Genomic DNA, 20249 nt, shown 5'->3' with positions numbered 1-20249 from the left:
TCGTTAATCGTCGTATTATAATACCCGACCAATGGGGCCGTTTTCGTCTTGAGTCTGGGGGATGGCGAACATGGAACGTGCACGAAACCGCGGAGGCATGGCGTTTTTGCGTTGTCCGTCGGCAGTTTATGGAGCGGTGGTCGCCGTCGCGACGGCGGGATTCGCTTTCGCCGAAAATGCGGCGGTGAATGAAATTGCCGCACGATCGGGCTTGGTTGTTGTGATCGGAGACGACGCATTCGACCTGGCCGCGGCGTTCTCGGAAACGGGCGCCCGGCATGTGTGTCTGCTCGTTTCGCCCGACCGGGCCGCCGCAATTCGAGAAACAGTGTTTCACGAAGGCCGATCCGGGAGGATTTGGGTTGTCGAAAATGCGGGCCCCGAACTGCCGTTCGTCGATCGGTCGGTCGATATGCTGGTCGTTACCGAGCGCAAGCCGTTGAGCGAGGAGATCGATCGAGTCTTGGTTCCGGGCGGGGTGTGGTGGGATCGCACTGCAAACAACCCGTTGCATCGCAAGTCATGGCCGAGGGCGATCGACGGTTGGTCGCACTATCGTCACGGCCCCGATGGCAACCCCGTTTCTTCCGATCAGTTGGTGGCGCCTCCGCGTTTCATGCAATGGGTAACCGGACCCGGCTACGCTCGCAGTCATGAGCATATTCCGAGTGTCCTTTCGGTCGTTGCTGATGGAGGACGGATCTTTTATATCGTCGACGAAGCACCGGCGGCGTTCGTGCGGCAAGCCCCTTCGTGGAAGATCGTGGCTCGGAATGCCTTCAATGGTGCTTTCCTGTGGGAACGTTCGGTTGCCGAATGGTTTCCACATATCGTCAACTGGGGAGAAACCCCCAGGCAATTGCAACGCAAGATCGTGGCGGTCGGAGAGTCCGTCTATGTCGCTCCGGGCCTGTTTGCGGCGTTGCAGAAGCTCGACGCGGCAACCGGCGAGCACTTGATGACGTACGCGGGCACGGAAGGGACGGAAGAAATTATTTGCGACGGCGGGCTTTTGTTTCTGGTGATTCGCGAACCCACGCCGGCTCGCATCAGTCAGTGGAAACACTGGCAAACCTTGATGGCACGGGACGACTCTCCGGTCTTCGATCGGGACACGGCTTTGCCCTTCGTCCAGCAGCTCAAAAAAACGGAGGGAGAGGCACCGGTCCGGATTGCCGCCGTCGACGCGCAGAGCGGTAAGGTGCTGTGGCAGCGAACTTCCGATGAGGTAGGGAATCTGCGAACGTTGACGTTGACCGCGTCAGGTGGACGCGTGTTCTACCAGTCGGGTGCGAAGGTGTTTGCACTGGACCGTGCGACCGGCCGCACGCTTTGGGCGGTCGACGCGCCGATATTGCGACAAGTCGTCGGGGGAAAAGTAGTCTGTGCGGGCGGTCAAAACATCCGGCTTCTTGACGCGGAAACGGGAGAGAAACTCTGGGAATCGGAATCGTTGATGACCTCGATCAAAGACACGTTCGTCATCGACGGCGCCCTGTGGATCGGTGGATTCAAGCCCGCTCCGGGAAAACGAAGTCCGGCGTGGGGACCGTACTTCGTAACCAAACGGGACTTGAATACCGGCAAGGTGCTTTTGCATATCGAACCGGAAAATCCCGGTCATCACCACCGATGCTACGATAACGTCGCCACGGTGAACTACATTTTGGGCGGCCGCCGGGGAACGGAGTTCATCGATTTGGCAGAAGGCGAAGTGTTGTGGAATAGCTGGGTGCGGGGTGTCTGTAAATACGGCGTGATGCCCGCCAACGGATTGCTGTATGCGCCGCCGCATGCCTGTGCTTGTTACATCGCAACTCGAACGATCGGCTTCAACGCACTTGCGTCGCGTGTCGCACGCAAGGAATACGCGCCGGTGCCCGATGCCGCGAGACTGCTTCGCGGGCCCGCATACGATCCTCAAGTCGACATTCGAACGCCCGATTTGCAGTTGAGTTGGCCGACGCATCGGCATGATCGGAAACGGTCCGGTACGACCTCGGCCTCCGTCGGTGCCGAATTGCGACCGTTGTGGCGCACACAAGTGGGCGATGCCCCGACGCCTGTGACAGTTGCCCACGGACAGGTGTTTGTCGCTTCGAAAACTCAAAACCGCTTGACGGCTTTGGATATCGAAAATGGCGAGACGCATTGGTCTCTTCTCACGGGAACGGCAGTCGATTCGCCGCCGACGATTTGCGGCAACCTGGCCGTGTTCGGCTGTCGTGATGGATACGTGCAGGCTGTGCGCACCACCGACGGCGCCCCGGCTTGGCGTTTTTTGGCGGCTCCTATCGATCGTCGTGTGTTGGCCTTCGAGAAACTGGAATCGGCTACACCGGTTTCGGGGGCCGTTCTCGATTTGGGCGGTCAGACGGCGTTCGTGTGCGGCCGGAATACGTATTTGGACGGCGGGTTACAGTTGTATCGGCTGGACACGGCGACTGGACGCCTGCTCGGCCGCACGGCCATTTGCAGCCTTGATCCGCAAACGGATCGCCAGTTGTCGCAATATGCACCTTCGGCCATGCCCGGCGAACGGGAAGATTTACTGGTCGCCGACGACAATTTTTTGTACCTGCGTGATACGTCGTACACGCACGACGGTACCAAGACGGAAGACGATCGTCCGCATCTGCTTACACTCACCGGGTTCCTCGACGATAGCTGGCCGCACCGATCGTATTGGATCTACGGCGATAAGATATCGATCGCTTGCGGTTGTTCGGGCCGCGTGAAAGGATTGATCTATGCCAGGATCATGGCGATCGACGATACGACGGTCTACGGTTACGGTCGACGCGACGTGCACTGGTCGAACCAGTTGATCGACGGACCCTATCGGTTGTTTGCCCGACGGAAGGACTCGCTCGAACCACAATGGGAAAAATTCCTTCCGATCCACGTACGGGCGATGGTCAAGGCCGGCGACCTGTTGTTTGTCGCGGGACCGTCGGCCAAGGCGCTGCAGACGTTCGTGGCGTCTGAGTCGCTCGACCCTGTTCTGATGGTGATTTCGGCCGAAGACGGTGAACTGAAGGCGACGTATCCGCTTCCGGCGCCGCCGGTATTCGACGGGATGGCCGCCGTTCCGGGGCGATTGCTGCTGAGCCTGGAAAACGGCGAGGTAGCATGCTTCGGCCGAAAATAGCGCATTCGAAATACGGGGTTTGCCGCAAGCGATTCGCAAGTTGCCGCCTTCCGCGTTGCATTGCCGATGAGCTCCGATCATACTCTCTTACACGCTGAATTGTGAAAAGCTCAGGATGGTGGCTTCGGTCCGCGGTGACCGGTCCCATCATTGAGACTACTTGGTAGTCGTCAGGTAGTTCGGAGGTGCTTTGGATGCGTACGATCATTGGTACGATGATGCTTTGTGCAGCCCTTTGGCTGGGAAACGCCGTGACCGTTTCGTCGCCGATGGCGGTGGCCGATCCGCCGGCGGTCGTCACGTTGTTCGACGGCAAGTCACTCGACGGTTGGGTCGGGAGGCTGGTCGATCCCAACGTAAAGACCGAAGACGTCTGGAGTGTTCAGGACGGCATCCTCGTCTGCAAGGGAGAGCCTCTCGGCTACCTGGAAACGAAACAGTCGTTCGACGATTTCATTCTGGTGGTCGAATGGCGGTGGGCTCCCGGCAAAGAACCGGGTAACAGCGGCGTCTTGTTGCGTATCGACGGAGAGCCGATCGGGTTCATGCCGAAGTGTGTCGAAGCGCAGTTGAAAAGTGGAAGTGCAGGCGATATTTGGGCCTTCCGCGGTGCGTCGGTTACCGGACCGGAAGACCGTTTCCGCAAGGTAGACAATCCGGCGTTGGGTCAATTCGTCGGGGTCGCCAAGATCGAGGCTGCCGAGAACGAACCCGGTCAATGGAACAAGTACGTCATCGTTTGTTACAAGGACACGTTGACCTTGTTCGTCAACGGCAAGAAGGTCAACGAGGCCGGAGGTTTGAACTTGGATGCCGGTCCGATCGGCTTGCAGTCCGAAGGCGCCGAGATTCACTTCCGCACCGTGACGTTGGTTCCGCTTTCCAATTAGGGACAATCCGATCGGATCGCGCCGAGTGCGACGAGAACCGGCCTGAAAGACGTTCGAAACACGGGGACGGATCGTGTGTCCGTCCTCGTGTGTCGTTTTGGAGTGGTGTTTCCCACGCCACGTTTGCGGTCTGACGTGATCGGGAATGTAGAAGGCCGCGTTTTGTCATTGTCGTGTGTATCGGGCACTTGCCCTTGTCGGCTGTCGAGGGACAATGTCAACCTGGCAAGAGTCGATCAGGCAGATTGCGCCGGAATGCGTGATTCGGCATTTCCTTTGGTACAGCTTCACCGTTTAGGAGGACGCGAGCGTCGTGATGGCAACGAGGAAAAAAACGCTGTCGGCCGGTATTTGGGTTGTGTTGGGAATCTTCACGGCGATGAGTGGTTTATCCGCCCAGGGAGAGAACCGGCCGCAGTTGCCGGAGGACGTTCCCGGCGGCGTTATCGTCGTGTTGGAGGCCGAATCCGTCGAGTCACTGGTCGATTTGCGGCGGAGCGACGCCTTTTTCGTTCAAGCGTTTTGTCAAGACGAAGCGCATGTGGCGAAGTTGCGTCGCGAACTGGACGCTCGGGGGCTCTACGGGAAGATCTGTGTCGATCGTTGGGACGGCTGTAACATCCCGGTAATCGACAACGTCGTCAATGTATTGATCGACGCGCAAGGAGCGGCGGACGAATCGGAAATCCTCCGCGTGTTGACGCCCGATGGGATTGCGCAGACGACGCACGCGACAGGTCCGCGGACGATTCACAAGCCGCGTCCCGATGCGATCGACGAATGGACGCACTACTTGCACGGTCCCGACAACAACGCTGTTGCCGAGGACACGGTCGTCGGACCGCCCGGTGGTGTCCAATGGCAAGCCGATCCGAAATGGACGCGGCACCACGATCACATGTCGAGTTTCAGTGCGATGGTATCGGCCGGTGGGCGGATATTCTACATCTTGGACGAGGGTTCTCATGCTTCGATCTTTTTGCCCTCGCATTGGGCCTTGATTTGTCGAGATGCGTTCAACGGTAAGCTTCTGTGGAAACGAGCAATTCCCGAATGGTACACGCGATTCAAAGGGCTCAAGGACGGCCCCGCCGACGCACCGCGCCGTTTGGTGGCTACCCAAAGCGATGTGTTCGTAACATTGGACCTACACGGGCCGGTCGTTCGATTGAATGCGCGAACGGGAGAAATTGTGGCGACCTATCCACAAACCTCCGGAGCGGAAGAAATCCTGCTGGACGGCGGCGTGTTGTACGTGTTGATCGGCCCCGGCTCGATCGGTGACGGCGGACGGCTCGTGCGTCCGGCCGAAAAACGCACGCTTGCGGCAGTATCGGTCGATTCGGGGAAAACATTGTGGACGCACGAAGACGTGGTCGCCGCCTTGACGCCCGCGGTCGACGAAAAGCATCTCTACTATTTCAACTTCGTCACCGGTCGTATCACGGCGCTCGATCGTCGTTCGGGACAAGTGATTTGGCATTCGGAAGAAGCCTTTCCTGCGCCGGAAAAGCAGTATTCTTACTTTGCGTCGAAGCTCGTGGTTTCAGACGGCGTCGTGTTGCTTGCCTGCGGCGAAGAATCTGGAATCGTGAAGTCGGGTGGTGGTGCGGTGAAATCGGATACGCTCGCCGCGGTGTCGGCGGCAACAGGAAAGACGCTGTGGAAGGCACCTCATCCACCTTCTGGGTACAGCTCGCCGGAAGATTTGTTCGTCATCGACGGGCTCGTGTGGTGTCATGCCAGTTCGAACGGGCGGTTGAGCGGCGAAGAAGTGGCTTACGACCTCAAAACCGGAGAAGTCCGCGCCCGATTCGCACCGAATTTCGACATCTATTGGTTCCACCACCGTTGCTATCCCGGTCGGGCGACCGTCAACTACGTGATGACGTCGCGAACAGGAATCGAGTTTGTCGATCTCAAGCGGCAAAGTTGGGACCTCAATCATTGGGTACGGGGCGCGTGCGTTTATGGAATCATGGCGTGCAACGGCCTGGTATATTCGCCTCCGGCACCGTGCATCTGCTATGCAGAGACGATGTTGCATCACTTTACGGCCTTAGCACCGGAGCCGCGTAGATACGATGTCGTCGATGACGACAAGCGATTGGAGCCCGGACCGGCTTATGATGCCCCATTGGGGCGTGAGGCGACGGACGCTGATTGGCCGACCTATCGCGGACGCAACGATCGAGCGGGGTATTGTCCGCAGCCCGTCGAGCTTGGCGATGGCATACGCTGGCAGACGGATATCGGCGGAACACCGTCGAGCCTGGTCGAAGCCGATGGCAAGGTGTTCGTGGCGGTAATCGATCGGCACCAAGTGTTGGCGCTGGACGCGGATACCGGCAAAGAAGTTTGGCGATTCACCGCAGGTGGACGGGTCGACTCCCCGCCGACATACTATCGCGGACGTTTGCTGTTCGGCTCGGCAGACGGATACGTGTATTGTTTACGGGCCTCGGACGGCGCTCTTGCGTGGCGATTCTTGGCCGCTCCTTGCGACCGCCGAACCATGATCAAGGAGCAATTCGAGTCGCTCTGGCCGGTACACGGAAGCGTCTTGATTCATGACGGTGTGGCCTACTTCGTGGCCGGACGAAACCTCTTCTGCGATGGGGGGATGCGGCTCTACCGGCTCGACGCGGTAACCGGTCGCTTGCTCTCGTGGAAGGCCTTGGACGACAAGGATCCGAAGACGGGTAAAGACATCCACGACACCGTTCAGTGGCTGAACATGGCCGTCGGACGTCCCGATGTGCTGAGCACGGACGGGCGTTACCTTTACATGCGGTCGCAGGTGTTCACGTTCGAAGGTGATCGCCCGATTCTCGGGCCGAAAGTGTATGGTCCGAAAGAGGGGGAACGTCAAGGCGGAGAAACGACCCACCTGTTCTGTCCGACGGGGTTCCTCGATGACACGTCGTTCCACCGGACTTACTGGCTGTACGCCGAAACGTGGTCGAGCGGCTGGAACGGTTATTACGTGGCGGGAAAGTACGCCCCGGCCGGAAAAATCATGGTCGTGGGGCCGGACCGCGTCTTTGCCTTTGGACGGGAACCGCAGTTTTACCGCTGGACGACGCCGTTGGAGTTCCGGCTGTATTCCGCGGCGAAGATATGGAAGCCTGCACCCAATCCGGTCATGCTAAAATCGGGAGCCAAGACAGAAAAGACGACCGCCGGTGTTGTCAATCCCCACAATTACGCTTGGACGCAAAAGCTGCCCATTCTTGTGAGGGCGATGGTACTGGCGGGAGACGTGTTGTTCACGGCGGGACCGCCCGACGTATTAGACGAATCAAAGCTGAAACGTACCGGTTTGACAGCGGATGATTTGGCTGCTGTCCACGAACAGGAAGAGGCATTGCAAGGGAGACACGGCGCCGAGCTGCTGGCGATTTCGGCCCGCGATGGGCGATTGCTCGAACGTCGCACCTTGACACAACTCCCGATCTTCGACGGGATGATCGCCGCACGAGGCAGGCTATTGGTGGCGATTTCCGACGGGCGAATCGTTTGCATCGGCCGTTGATATAGCTCCGCGGAGGGGAAAGGTCGTTGGAGTCGGAAACCGGCAACGGATTTCGGCGAATCGTGCAAAACCATCAGGCGTCTGCGGGGTTAATGCCGATGTGGGGGACCGTATGCGCGGTGTGCGATTCGGTCCGATGTGCGCTCCTGCGGGTCCTTTGAGAGGAGGCTTGTTATGCGGAGGATGGTAGCTCTTGTGGCCGTGACGGTGGTGTTGGCGGGTGGTGTCGCGTTCGGCCAGCCGGCAAAAAGGCCGAATCCCGAGGGGAAAACGTCGCCCCAATCGAGGTTGCATGCCTTGTTTACCGAACTGGACACAAACAAGGACAAGGCACTGTCGCTGGAAGAATTCGCAAAAGGCAAGCGATTCCAGGGAGACGCCGAGCGGGCGAAACGCTTCTTCGCACGCGTGGATGCCGACGGTGACGGCAAAGTGACGATCCAGGAGTTTGCCAAGGCGCTGACCGTGAATCCGGAAGTTGTCTTCAAACGCTTGGACGCGAACGGTGACGGAAAGGTAACGATCGAGGAGATTCTCAAAGCCCGGCGGGTCAACAAGGATGAGGCGGCCGCCAAGGCTTTGCTTGCGAAGCTGGATTCGAACAAGGACGGCGTGATCGACGTGAAAGAGTTTACTGCCGGATGGAATGGTGGTCACGCTAGGCCGGCGAAGCCGGGCGAGGGGCCTGGGAAGAAGCGTCCGGCGGCCGGCAAGGAGCGACGGCCTGTCCAGAAAAAATAGCGGCTTTTGAACGATTGAAGCGCGGTAGGCAAGCGAGGGTTACGGCTTGTCTGCCGCGTTTTCTTGCGCGCGGATGAACTCGGCAAACGATGCCGAGGCTTGCATCACTGGTTCGGCTGGGGGATATTATCCGTTGACCCGATCGTGTTTTCCTCACCCCGCCGGATGGTTTATTCGCTCTCCTGTCTAGGAACGTTGTGGTTTTCGTTGCGTGAGTCGCCGCGAGCATGGCCCGCCTTTTGAGCACTATTGTGCAAGCGATCGGCATTGTCGCAATCGGCTCGTGTAGTGCAACGAACCACCGGTGGAAGTTGAGCGTATCCGAAAGAACTCCGACGGAATCTCCGTCGCCCCATTTTGATAGCATTTGGGAGGTTGCCGACTCAGATGGTGAAATACTTGATTCGCAGCAAGTGGGGAAAAGGGGCCTTGGCCGTTTTGTGCGCCGTGCTGGTTCACAACGCGGGACTGGTTTGCGCTCAGGGGCATGGGCCGTTGAAGCCCGAAAAGGAAGAGTGGCAGAACCATCTGGTCGTGCAGGTCAATTGCGAACCGCCGCGAACGACGGCTTATGCGTTCGATAGCCGCGAGGCTGCGCTGGCGGGGGATCGCACGAAGTCTCCCTGGTTTCGTTTGCTGAACGGTACCTGGAGGTTTCACTGGGTGAATCACCCCGATAAGAGGCCGGTCGATTTCTACGAAGTCGACTTCGATGATTCTTCGTGGGATGAAATCCCGGTACCCAGCAACTGGGAAGTTTTGGGCTACGGCGTGCCGATCTACGCGAACTTCCGTCCCATCTTCAAGATCGACCCGCCGCGCGTGATGGGTGAGCCGCCCAAGCGGGAATTTACGACGTACGAGAACCGCAACCCGGTCGGATCCTATCGGCGCTCATTCGATTTGCCCACAGACTGGCAAGGACGACGGGTATTTTTGCATTTCGACGGCGTCCGATCGGCGTTCTACGTGTGGGTGAACGGTCGAAAGATCGGGTACAGCGAGGGGAGCCGAACACCTGCCGAGTTCGATATCACCGAGGCCGTTCGCCCCGGTAAGAACCTTGTGGCCGTGGAAGTCTACCGCTTCAGCGACGCATCGTACATCGAACAGCAAGATATGTGGCGTCTTAGCGGTATCTTCCGCGATGTGTACTTGTGGTCGTCCGCTCAGGTGCAAATTCGGGATTTCTTCGTTCACCCGGATCTCGACGACACGCTTACGCAGGCCGATTTTTCGGTCGACGTCGACCTGCGCAACTTTGCCCCACAAGCGGCGAAGGTGAAGCTCGTCGGCGAGTTGGTCGACTTGGCGACGGGGGAAACGGCGGCCACTCTCGAATCCGATGCCGTGGTGCCCGGCGCAGGTGCGACGACTACTGTGCTGCGCACGAAGATCGTCGGTCCGAAGTTGTGGTCTGCCGAAAAGCCGAATCTGTACCGATTGGTCTTACAGCTCAAAAGCGACGGCGATCGACTAATTGAGGCAACATCGCACAATGTCGGTTTTCGGCGCGTGGAAATCAAGGAGAAGCAGATTCGCGTGAACGGTGTTCCCATCTACATCAAGGGAACGAACCGGCATGAAATCGATCCCGAGACCGGCTACGTGATGTCGGTCGAACGGATGATCCAAGATATCGTGCTCATGAAGCAAAACAACCTGAATGCCGTTCGGACGTCCCATTATCCGGACGATCCCCGCTGGTATGATCTGTGCGATCGGTACGGGTTGTACATTCTCGACGAGGCGAACGTGGAGTCGCACGCCGCGCAATGGGTAACCGGCGAAGATCATTACGCATTCGCGTGTTTGAACCGAGCCAAGCGGCTGGTCGAGCGAGACAAAAACCATCCGTGTGTATTTGCCTGGTCGGTAGGCAATGAATCGGGGCGCGGCGAAAAATCGTGGCCCGACATGGCCGCTTTCATGCACGCCCGCGATCCCTCGCGGCCGGTAATGGTGCAAGATACACCCTATGACTTCGAGAATCATTTCTACGCACCGCCGGAGGTGTTGGAACGCTACGGTCGGAACGAAAACAACCCAACCCCGTATATTTTGTGCGAATACGCTCACGCGATGGGGAACAGCGTCGGAAACTTCAAAGATTACTGGGACATCATCGAGCGGTATCCGTTGTTGCAGGGCGGTTTCATCTGGGACTGGGTGGACCAAGGCTTATACAAAGAAATCCCCGGCGGCAAGACGGATGCCTTGGGACGAAAGCGATTCTTCGCCTACGGCGGCGACTTCGGGGACTTTCCGAACGACGGAAACTTTTGCATCAACGGCCTGGTGCAGCCGGATCGGCGTCCCAATCCGCATTTGCACGAAGTGCGGAAGGTGTATCAATACGTCAAGATCTGGCAAGAAGGGCAGGACGCGTGGAAGTTCAATATCTGTAACGGTTATCATTTTACCGACTTGAACGAATTCGGTTGTCGTTGGATCCTGCGGGCAGGCGGCAAGCAGATCGCAACCGGCGAGGTTGAAGTGCCTTCGGTACCGGCGGGGGCCAATTGGATTTTGGACTTGTCGTCCGAGAAGCAAAAACTGGGCAAATTGCCCTCGTTGGAAAAGTATCTCACGATTCAGTTCTATCTCAAGTCGGATACGCCTTGGGCCGAGGCAGGACACGTCGTCGCTTGGGAGCAATATCGGGTGGGCGCCGGAAGCTGGGCCGTCTTGCCGCGGAGCGAAGCTGCTCCTGCGTCGTTGCAAACGACCGCCACCGAGTTGATCGTCTCGGGGGCCGATTTCCAAGCGGTGTTCGATCGGCGGTCCGGCGCGTTGACGTCTTACCGATATCGCGGGACCGAATTCTTGGCGGCTCCCTTGGAGCCGAATCTCGACAAGGTGCTCAACGACAACCAGTACCGCAACCGGATGTCCCGCATCGAGCCGATTTGGAAGGAAGCGTGCCGCAACAAGAAACTGCAGGAAATCCAAGCCGAAGAACGCCACGGAGTGGTGGTGGTAATTGCCTGGATCCGATTCCCGATCGCCGATACGTATGTCGATTGTCTCATGCAATATGAAATTCGCGGCAACGGACATATCGACATCGACGCGGCGTACTTACCCGGACGCGGCGTCGGCGGCCCCACTCAGAACCGAATGCCGAAGTTCGGCACGACACTTGCCTTGCGAAAGCCGTTTTCGACCATCCGGTGGTACGGGCGCGGCCCGCAAGAAACCTATTGTGATCGCAAGACCGGTGCTGAAATCGCATTGCACGAGTTGCCGTTGGAGCAATTCATCTTCGGATATGTGCGCCCGCAAGACAATGCGAACCGAACCGACGTTCGCTGGGCTTCCTTCCTGGACGATCAAGGCCGCGGACTTTTGTTTGCAGCGGTCGAGCAGCCCTTCCAATTCAGTGCGTGGCCGTACACGGCGGAAGACTTGGCTTCGGCAACTCACGATTACGAGCTGCCTCGTCGCGATTTGGTGACCGTCAACATCGACCATGTCGTATACGGGGTAGGCGGCGATAACTCGTGGGGCGCCGACACGCACGAAGAGTATCGCGTCGACCCACGCAAACCGTACCTGTTCCGCTACTTCATCGAACCGATAACGCCGTAGGCGGGATCGGCATTCGAAAGCAGTAACCCGAACGACAACGGGCGACCATTGCCGCTGCGGCAAGGTCGCCCGTATTCTTGCTTGCGACGGTGGAAAAAGGCTTCAGTCCGGAACTATCATCGATCGGCAGAATGGAGTCTTTCGGCGAAGCGTTGTCGAAATTTGGCGAGCTTCGGGGCGATTACCGCTTGACAGTAGCTTTGTGTCGGGTTTCGCCGAAAGTAATGTCGGTGATACTCTTCCGCCGGATAGAAATTTCGTAACGGCTCGATCGACGTCACGATCGGCGCGGGAAAAACACCCTCTTTGTCCAAACGCTCTTTCATCGCTTCGGCCGCCGATTGTTGAGCCGGTGAGTGGTAGAAAACCACGGACCGGTATTGCGGGCCGATATCGTTGCCTTGTCGATCGGGTGTTGTCGGATCGTGTATCGACCAAAACACCTCGAGCAGGTCTTCGTACTTGATCACTGAGGGATCGAACACGACGCGACAGACCTCCGCGTGGCCGGTGGTCTTGGTGCACACCTGTTCGTAAGTTGGGTTTTCAACGTGTCCGCCGGCGTAGCCGGGCATCGTTTCGACAACGCCCTCGAGTTGTTCGAAAGCGGCTTCAACGCACCAGAAACATCCTGCACCGAAAGTGGCTTCGTCGTAGGCGGGTCGCTCGCTCATGCGAAGTGCTCCCGAGAACGAGTATCGAATTCGAATTGTGCGTCTAACGGCAGTCGGCTTTTTGGCCGTAGCCGTGGTGATACTTGTCGTACCACTTCCGGACTTCTTGCGGAGGCAGCGACCGCAATTCACCCAACTGGGCTGCCAGAAAAGCCGTCTTGGCGACATCCTCCAAAACGACGGCCGCTTGCAGTGCGTCGGATACGGTCGGTCCCCAGGTAAATGCACCGTGATGACCGAGCAAGATGGCCGGGGCGCGGTTGCGATGCCGGATGACCGCCTCTCCGATGTGATCCCCCTCGTTGTCGACGTAGGGAGTGCAAGGGATTTCTGCGCCGAATTGATCGGCGATCGATGTCAGACATACCGGAATCGGGCGTTCCGTGGCGGCCCAAGCCGAAGCGTAATTACTGTGCGTGTGCACGATACCGTTCACGCCCGGCAGGTTGCGATAGATATACAAGTGGTGCGGAAGATCGACGCTCGGGCGAAGGTTGCCGGCAGTGACTTTTCCGGTGACGAGATCGACCTCGACAAGATCGTCCGGCGTCAACGTATCGTAGGGAACGCCCGAGGGCTTGATGACGAGGCGCCCTGTCGCTCGATCCAGTCCGCTCGCATTTCCCGAAAACAATTTGACCAGTCCGTGTCGAACGAGGGCCTTGTTCGCGTCGCAGACGATCTCTCGAAGTTGCTCGAGACTCATGGCTGGTTCGCTCCGTCGTCGAAGAAATCCTATCCGTGCGGTCGCAAGTGTCACGAAAAGCATGTTGCGACCGCACGGCCGGGTGAAGAACTCATCGGCACGATCGCACGCGATCTCGCAGAGCGATCAAACGCTTCATGACATCGTACAACGTGTCTTGGTAATTCGTCGTCCCAAAGGCATCGTGTAGCTTTCGATACAATGTATAAAGCTCCGCATACGTTTCGGCGTTGGCCTTCCGCGGTCGGAATACCTTTTTCTTCGTGCCGGTCATCTTGCGCTGAGCTTGTTCGACCGTTTTATATGCGCCGCCGACGACCGCACCAAAAATCGCCGCGCCCAGGGCACACGTTTGGGCCGAGCGACTGATTTTCATCGGACGATTGCACACGTCGGCGTAAATCTGCATGACAAAGGGGTTCTTTTCGGCGATCCCGCCGCAGTTGATTACTTCGTGGACCTTGACACCGTATTCTTCGAACCGATTGATGATCGTCAATGCGCCGAAAGCGGTCGCTTCGACCAAGGCCCGATAGATTTCGGGAGCGGTCGTATGCAGGGTTTGTCCCACTAAGAGACCGGTCAACAGCGGGTCGACGAGGATCGTCCGGTTGCCGTTATTCCAGTCCAGTGCCAGCAATCCGCTTTCGCCCGGCAAGAGCTTTTCGGCATCGGCGGTCAAGTTGGCGTGCGGATCGCCCTTGGCCGTGTACTCTGCGGGAGCAAGATAAGAAACGAACCAGTTGAAAATGTCTCCGACCGCCGATTGTCCCGCTTCCAGGCCGTACATGCCCGGGATGATGGATCCCGGCACAATGCCGCACAGCCCCGGAATGTCGGGTAAGTCTTGGTCTTCGGGAACGACCATCATATCGCAGGTACTGGTTCCAATGATTTTCACTAACGTCCCCGGCTTGATTCCGGCCCCCACGGCGCCCATGTGTGCGTCGAACGCTCCGACCGCAACGGGAATTCCGGCGGGTAATCCCACTTTTTTGGCCACTTCAGGGCACAGCGTTCCCGCCTGTTCGTTGGAAGGCACCGCCCGGGCTGCGTATCGTCGTCGGATGCGCACAAGTTGCCGATCCAACCGTGCCAAGAATTTTTCGCTCGGCAATCCACCCCAGTCGGGATGGTACATCGCCTTGTGGCCCGCGGCACACACCGAGCGCGGCATTGTTTCGGGAGACAGATTCCCCGTGATGAATGCCGGTACGAAATCGGCCAGTTCGACCCAGGCGTAAGCTGCCGAGTACACGTGCGGCGCCACCCGACGGCAATGGAGAATTTTCGCCCAGAACCATTCGGAGCTGTATTTTCCGCCGCACTTGGCAAGGTAGGGTAGTCGCGACGAGGCTGCCTTTTCGGTGATTTCGGCAGCTTCAGCGTGCGAGGTGTGATCTTTCCACAACCACGCCTGGGCGTCGAGATCGTCGGCGAATTCGTCGTGAAAGGCCAGCGGCATCCCCTTGTCGTCGACGGGAATTGGGGTCGAGCCCGTGGTGTCGACACCGATTCCGATGACAAGTTCGGGCTTGAACCCCCGAACCGAAGCCGCCTGACGCAACGCGCCTTTTACCGACTTGAAAAAGCCGTTTACGTAGTCGGCCGGATTTTGACGCGCCAGTTGCGGGTCCTTCGGATCCAGAAGAATCCCTTTTTCACCGCTGGGGTAGTCGTAGACGTAGGTTGCGATCTCTTTGCCGTCGGACACGTCGACGATCAACGCACGGACGCTGTTCGTCCCGTAGTCAACCCCGATTGCGTACCCTTTCTTCGTTCGCTTGGTTGCCATTCCGTATTTCTCCCGGCGGTCCTTTCGGACCGTTACCATGAACCGATGTTCAATGATCCGTCCGCCCCATGGCTCATCGCGGATGAGTAAGGGCGATCCGAATCCCCCCACACGCTTGGCTGTATTGCCGGAAGTCTTTTCGACTTCGCTTGTTACGATAACTGGCGTGTGCCGAGACGGCAAGAACCCGGCCAGGTAGTTCCATCGGGGGGGTTACTGGATGTGGAGTACCTCTCGCCCTTTACCTTGCTGGATGAGTGGAGTGTACGTTTCGAGATAGTCGATTGTCTCGGGATCCGTCAAATCGACGGTCTCACCTCGTTCGGCCGATAGATAGGCGGCCATCGTCAGGCGAACAATCTCCAGGCCATACTCCCAATCGAGCAAAGCCGGCGTGCCGGTCAGGATCGATCGTACCGCATCGACATTTTCATCGACGTACCCGTACAAGTCTGGTTCGTTGGGTTGAACGGTCAACAAACCGCGCGTGGCCTGTTGCTTTTCGAGGGCCGATTCGGCATCGGCAACACCGGCAGCGGCCGCATCGCCGACGAAGACCTCCAGCGGTGACTTGAGGCTGTTCATTTCGAACGCATAACCGGGGCCTAGGCCGTCGAGCATGACCCGCAGTCCCTGCTTGTCATACATCCAGGACACAGTGAATTGGGCTTTCGAGACGATGTTCGTCTCGGGATCGAGAAACGACACGATCCCGGTGGCGAAGTCTTCTGCGGGTTGCGAGTCATAGTCGACGCCGAACCGTTCTCGCAACTCCTCCCGCCAACGACGACGTCCCCACTTCAAGAGTGACAAATCGGCCGAAACGGCTATGGGTTTCAGGTGCCGAACGGGGCGGTTCGGGGGCGTCAGCAAGTACCAGGCGACGGCCACACTGTGACATCCCATGTCGGCCATCACACCGCCGCCCGATTCCACCGGGTTCCAAAACCACGCGCTGTGCGGTCCGGCATGTTCTTCGGATGCCCGCACGAGTGACGGCGGCCCCATTGCCTCGATTACGGGAGTGAGCTGTTCACGAACTGCTTGAACCGCCTTCATGTGCAGCTGGTTTTCGAAGTAGATGAGCGGAATGCCGAAGGGACGCAGTAAATCGAGCATGCGGCGTGCTTCGGGAATGTTACGGGCAAGCGGCTTGTCGCAGATGACCGCCCGCAAGGAGTACCCATCCGACAACGCCTCGGCGATTTCTTCGACGATGGGAAGCCGCACATAATTCGGTGCAAAGATGGCGACCACATCGACGTGGGGGATCATGTCTTTGACGGTAGGGTAAATCCTGCCCTCACCCATGCCGAGCGATCGCACCGTATCCGAAAGTGCTTGGGGCGGTCGTCGCGATACCAACCCGGCGATCTCGACGTCCCGCACTTGACGGAGCGCCCGCAGTTGAAAATTGGCGTAGAACCCGCCGCCGACCAATCCGTAGCGAATGGAACCCATTTGGAAAACCTCCACAGGGCATGAATTGGAAGTCGGATGGAAGAAACCACCACACGTTATCGTAGCAATCCGGCAACGAGATCGCATGCAAAACCGATTTTGGAATTTTTCACGCGTGCAATTTCCTTTTCGGTCTTCCGGCAATTACCATAAACGCGCTTGTCGACACCGACGGGCAACCGCAACGGGAGACATACCGTCAAAGGAGGCCGAACATGTCGCGTCATCGTTTTTTTGTTTCTCGCCGTCGCTTTCTCGGCGCCGCGGCAGTTGCGCTGGGGGTGCCTCAGATCGTTCCGGGGAGCGTCTTCGGGGCCGATGGAACCGTGCCGCCGAGCGAGCGGATCGTCCTCGGTGGAATCGGGATCGGCAGGCGGGGTACTTACGATTTGGGGTGTTTCCTCGAGCAGCCCGATGTTCAGTTCGTTGCCGTTTGCGACGTGAAAGACGTTCGCCGAAAGGCAGTCAAAGAAATCGCCGACAAGAAGTACGGGAACAGCGACTGTGCCACGTACCGCGATTTTCGAGAGCTCTTGGCACGAGACGACATTGATGCGGTGTTGATCGCCACCGGGCCGAATTGGCACGCGACCGCCGCCGTGTACGCCGCGAAGGCCGGGAAAGACATCTATTGCGAAAAGCCTTGCACAAAGAACATTTCACAAAGCTTGATCCTCGCCGACACGATGCGTCGGACGGGACGCGTGTTTCAGGCGGGAACGCAGCGTCGAAATCTGCCCCACTTTGCTTTTGCTTGTGAGTTGGCGAGGACGGGGCGGTTGGGAAAGCTCCGTGCCGTACACGCCCATCCGGCGGGCATGACCGCCAAAATGAGCGGCTGGCTTCCGCCCGAACCGGAACCGCCCCGTGAAGAAGTGGATTGGGACCTGTACCTGGGACCGGCTGCGTGGCGCCCCTTCAATCGTAAGTTGCTCGATGGGTTCAATTTCGAAAAAGGGGGCGGCCTCGTCGGCGGTGGCGTACTGGAATGGGGAAGTCACTGCGTCGACCTGTGCCAGTGGGCCGTCGGTGCCGATCATACGGCACCGGTAATCTACAATCCCCCGCAAGACGGTCGGATCGTCGCTGAGTACGCAAACGGAGTAAAGTTGATCTTGCGGGAAGACGGTTGGCTGCCGTTGGGGTCTTGCCCGGTGCGCTTCGAAGGCGACGAAGGCTGGGTCGAAACGGGCGACAGCGGCAAGCTCGTGCTGAGCTCGCCGGCGCTCTTGCAAGGGCGGAAAGTCGAAGAAATCCCCGGCTATCCGGCCACGTTCCACGTTCGCGACTTCCTCGATTGCGTCAAGACGCGAAGCCGCCCCAAAGCCTCGGCCGACGTCGCTTGCTATTCCCACATTGCATGCCACGCGGCAAACATCGCTTTGTTCCTCGGCCGTACGGTTCGATTGGATCCGGTGACATGCACGTTCGCCGATGACGAACAAGCCAATCGACTGCGAGGTGAAGCACTCCGCGAACCGTGGCGACTGTGATCACAAGCATTGATCGAACGAAAGCAAACCACGTCGAGAGGAAATAGACCATGAATCGTCGAATCGTGTTTTTCATGGCGGTGACGGCATTGGGCCTGCTTCTGCCGTCCGCGGTTGCATCGGCAGAAGTGGGATCCGCGGCAGACGAGCCCGGCTGGATTGCCTTGCTGCAATCCGATGCCCCCAAGTCCGAAAAAGCGATCACATGTAAGAAACTGGCTGTTTGGGGCAGCGGCAAGGCTGTTCCGGCGTTGGCTGAGCTGCTTCCCGATCCCGAGCTTTCCAGTTGGGCACGGATCGCCCTGGAGGCGATTCCCGATCCGGCCGCCGATGCTGCTTTGCGTGATGCGGCACAAAAACTGCACGGCCGCGTGCTGATCGGCGTTATCAACTCTATCGGCGTGCGGCGTGATGCGGACGCGGTCGGAGTGCTCTCGCCGCTGTTGCAAGCCCAAGATTCCGAGGTGGCTTCGGCCGCCGCCGTGGCCTTGGGCAAGATCGGCAACAACGATGCGATCGCAGCCTTGCGATCGGCCCTTGGTAATACAGAGGAACCTGTTCGGTCGTCGGTTGCCGAAGGTCTGATTTTGGCGGCCGAGCAGGCTTGGAAAGCCGGCGATCTCGACACGGCCGCGGAATTGTACGACTTGGTACGCAACAGTGATGTTGCCGATGTTCGGCGGGCGGAAGGCTTATTCGGAGCGATCGTGGCCCGAAAATCCGCTGGAATTCCTTTGCTGGTGGAGCAGTTGAAAACCGGCGATCGTCGGGCAAAACAAATGGCGTTGGCCGCGGCTCGCGAGCTGCAGGGTGAAGGCGTTGCTCGTGCCCTGTTGTCGCAGCTCGATCAAATTCCCGAAAATGAACGGGCGTTGTTGGTGATCGCGATCGCCGATCGCGCCGATCCGGACGCATTACCCGTCATCCGGGATCTCGCGGGATCGACGCAGGGCGTCGTGCAACTTGCGGCCATCGACTATTTGAAACGGGCGGGAGACGATTCTTGTCTCGACGTGTTGATTCGCATCGCGGTATGTGCGGACGCGCCCGCTGCCGAGGCGGCTGTCGAGGCGATGGCGGCGCTGCCGAAAGGAAAAGTCGACGCGGAAATCGAAAGCCGACTCAAAACCGCCGAGGGCAAGGAACGCCTGGTGTTGATTCGCATGGTCGGAAGGCGACTGATTCCGGCGGTCGAGCTCCTCAAAGCCGCGGCCTCCGACCCGGACCCGGCAATCTCGACGGCGGCGCTGACATCGCTTGGACAAATCGCCGATTTCGACGATTTGTCGTTGCTCATCGATCGCGCGTTGCAGCCTCGTAGCGACAAGGAAGGCGACATCGCGCTGAAGGCTTTGCGTACTGCTTGCTTGCGAATGGCGGATCGAGATGCGTGCGCAAAGCAACTTGCCGCAGCCGCCGAAAAGGCGAGCATAGCAGGCCGGATCGCCTTGATGGAGATCTTGGCCGAAATGGGAGGGCCGGTAGCACTCGAAGCGATGGCCGCGGCTGCGAAGAGCCCGGAACAAGCGCTGCAAGATGCCGCGACACGGCTGTTGGGCGGATGGATGTCCGTCGATGCCGGGCCGGTGTTGCTGGAGATCGCAAAGCAGAAGGGGCCGTATCAGGTGCGGGCCTTGCGGGGCTACATTCGGCTCATTCGCCAATTCGACATGGACGACGCCGCCCGTGTATCGATGTGTCGTGCCGCGTTGGCCGCCGCGACACGCAAGGACGAAGTGTTGTTGGTCTTCGATGCCGCGCAGCGATATCCCAGCCTCGACATGCTGCGGCTGGTGGTGCACGTTGCAAAGAATGCCGACGTGCGTAAAGAAGCAACAGCCGCGGCCATGCAGATCGCGCAGCAATTGCCCGCTGCCGCCGAGGTGACCGAGTTGTTGCAAGAAGTCGGTTATGAACCCGTGAAGCTGGAAATCCTCGAAGCTCGTTACGGAGCGGAAGGAAAGGAAAAAGACGTAACCGCTGTGGTGCAAAAAGCGGCCAAGGATATGCCGTTGATCGTCCTTCCGTCCGCGTCGTACAACCAGGCTTTTGGGGGCGACCCGGTGCCCGGCGTAGTCAAAGAACTGCGCATCCGGTATCGCATGAACGGACGCGAAGGCGAAGCTACCTTCCGCGAAAACGCAACAATCCTGTTGCCGATACCGTAAGGACCGCCTCGTGTTCGAAATGCGCGGCAAGGGACGTCGGTACG

The 20249-nt window shown here is 58.6% G+C and carries 11 protein-coding genes; 7 read left to right on the top strand and 4 right to left on the bottom strand.

Features of this window, described 5'->3' with window-relative positions; translation table 11 throughout:
* Positions 1–70: 70 nt before the first annotated feature.
* The 5 genes from ACYQ2I_RS10500 to lacZ all read left to right on the top strand — a co-directional run bounded on the left by ACYQ2I_RS10500 (position 71) and on the right by lacZ (position 11908).
* Positions 71–3151 (top strand): outer membrane protein assembly factor BamB family protein, encoded by a 3081-nt coding sequence (locus ACYQ2I_RS10500; RefSeq protein ID WP_460166966.1) that lies wholly within the window; start codon positions 71–73, stop codon positions 3149–3151.
* Between the two features lie 194 nt (positions 3152–3345).
* Positions 3346–4041 carry a 3-keto-disaccharide hydrolase gene (locus tag ACYQ2I_RS10495; RefSeq protein ID WP_460166965.1) on the top strand — a complete coding sequence of 232 codons (696 nt, stop codon included), beginning with the start codon at positions 3346–3348 and terminating at the stop codon, positions 4039–4041.
* A 316-nt stretch (positions 4042–4357) separates the two neighbouring features.
* Positions 4358–7576 carry an outer membrane protein assembly factor BamB family protein gene (locus ACYQ2I_RS10490; RefSeq protein WP_460166964.1) on the top strand — a complete coding sequence of 1073 codons (3219 nt, stop codon included), beginning with the start codon at positions 4358–4360 and terminating at the stop codon, positions 7574–7576.
* A 174-nt stretch (positions 7577–7750) separates the two neighbouring features.
* Positions 7751–8317 carry an EF-hand domain-containing protein gene (locus ACYQ2I_RS10485; RefSeq protein ID WP_460166963.1) on the top strand — a complete coding sequence of 189 codons (567 nt, stop codon included), beginning with the start codon at positions 7751–7753 and terminating at the stop codon, positions 8315–8317.
* A gap of 387 nt (positions 8318–8704) precedes the next feature.
* The gene (gene lacZ / locus ACYQ2I_RS10480; protein ID WP_460166962.1) at positions 8705–11908 is read left to right on the top strand and encodes a beta-galactosidase, LacZ type; all 3204 of its coding nucleotides are present in this window, start codon (positions 8705–8707) and stop codon (positions 11906–11908) included.
* Between the two features lie 116 nt (positions 11909–12024).
* Here the strand turns inward: lacZ and msrA are convergent, their stop codons facing one another.
* The 4 genes from msrA to ACYQ2I_RS10460 form a co-directional block, all read right to left on the bottom strand.
* Positions 12025–12582 carry a peptide-methionine (S)-S-oxide reductase MsrA gene (gene msrA / locus ACYQ2I_RS10475; protein ID WP_460166961.1) on the bottom strand — a complete coding sequence of 186 codons (558 nt, stop codon included), beginning with the start codon at positions 12580–12582 and terminating at the stop codon, positions 12025–12027.
* Positions 12583–12625: 43 nt separating this feature from the next.
* On the bottom strand, positions 12626–13288 hold the full coding sequence (locus tag ACYQ2I_RS10470; protein ID WP_460166960.1) for an L-ribulose-5-phosphate 4-epimerase: 663 nt from the start codon (positions 13286–13288) through the stop codon (positions 12626–12628).
* 91 nt (positions 13289–13379) lie between these two features.
* The gene (locus ACYQ2I_RS10465; protein ID WP_460166959.1) at positions 13380–15083 is read right to left on the bottom strand and encodes a ribulokinase; all 1704 of its coding nucleotides are present in this window, start codon (positions 15081–15083) and stop codon (positions 13380–13382) included.
* A gap of 213 nt (positions 15084–15296) precedes the next feature.
* Positions 15297–16544, bottom strand: coding sequence for a Gfo/Idh/MocA family protein (locus tag ACYQ2I_RS10460; protein ID WP_460166958.1), 1248 nt, complete (start codon positions 16542–16544; stop codon positions 15297–15299).
* A gap of 215 nt (positions 16545–16759) precedes the next feature.
* On the opposite strand from ACYQ2I_RS10460, the gene ACYQ2I_RS10455 reads away from it, so the two are divergent.
* Positions 16760–18037, top strand: a complete 1278-nt coding sequence (locus ACYQ2I_RS10455; protein WP_460166957.1) for a Gfo/Idh/MocA family protein — start codon at positions 16760–16762, stop codon at positions 18035–18037.
* A gap of 50 nt (positions 18038–18087) precedes the next feature.
* Positions 18088–20205 carry a HEAT repeat domain-containing protein gene (locus ACYQ2I_RS10450; RefSeq protein ID WP_460166956.1) on the top strand — a complete coding sequence of 706 codons (2118 nt, stop codon included), beginning with the start codon at positions 18088–18090 and terminating at the stop codon, positions 20203–20205.
* Positions 20206–20249: the final 44 nt, after the last annotated feature.

Source organism: Thermostilla marina (assembly GCF_054657455.1).
Note: the sequence above shows the minus strand (reverse complement) of the source record. Positions and strands in the feature narration are given on the sequence as shown.